We start from the raw sequence: 718 nt of genomic DNA, 5'->3' as shown, positions 1-718 counted from the left end.
TCTGGCACGTCTGGCGGATCAATGATCTGAACATCCATGCTTGGCATTGCCAGCTGTATTTTATGCTGCTCACGCTGACGCTGCAGATGCTCATATAGCTCTTGATTGCCTTCTTGCTGAGCTGCTTCAATACGCTCATCAATGACCGATATAAGTTGCGTCTGCGTCTCTTGATTTTTCTTTGTCTGTACATCTAAGAAACCATCTACAAGACACTTTGCTATCAGCTGGGCTTCAGCTGGCGTTTTGCCTATTCCTGTCACTGTCAGCAGATTTGTTCCTCTTTTGCCTTCAATACGGAAATTACGAATTGCAACAGGTGCTGTCCCTATTTCTTCTGCTATGGATTCACTTCGCTTGTCAGCCGCCTCCATAACCGACCGTGATTTCATCAATTCAACATAAGTCGATGGTGAAAGTTCTATTCGATTTCCATCCTCACTGTTAATACCATGTGATACCATATTGGCTGTTGTAGTCTCCATGCCTATTGCAACATTTCTTATTTGCACGATAGCTGTTGACTCATATTTTTTAGGCATGGACAACGCAACACCTAATGCGATGATGATACAAGCCGCAAGAACACCACCTATCACTACCTTACGCGCCACCATTATCCGCATTAGTCTCCCCAGATCTATGCTTTCCTCGTTCACCTTGTCCACGTTTTCATCCCTTTGCTCTCTCGTGTATTTTGCACTATCATCATTCGTAC

At 44.3% G+C, this 718-nt stretch carries 1 protein-coding gene; it reads right to left on the bottom strand.

All coding sequences use genetic code 11. The features are described from left to right. Positions 1 to 617, bottom strand: a 617-nt coding sequence (locus FZ041_RS14330; RefSeq protein WP_255449461.1) for a Wzz/FepE/Etk N-terminal domain-containing protein, incomplete at its 3' end; no start/stop codon positions are given. Positions 618 to 718 lie beyond the last annotated feature (101 nt).

The organism is Pseudoselenomonas caprae (genome assembly GCF_008271345.1).
In the GTDB taxonomy this organism is placed as follows: domain Bacteria; phylum Bacillota; class Negativicutes; order Selenomonadales; family Selenomonadaceae; genus Selenomonas_A; species Selenomonas_A caprae.
The sequence above is the reverse complement of the archived record's forward strand: the minus strand, read 5'-3'. Positions and strand labels throughout refer to the sequence as shown.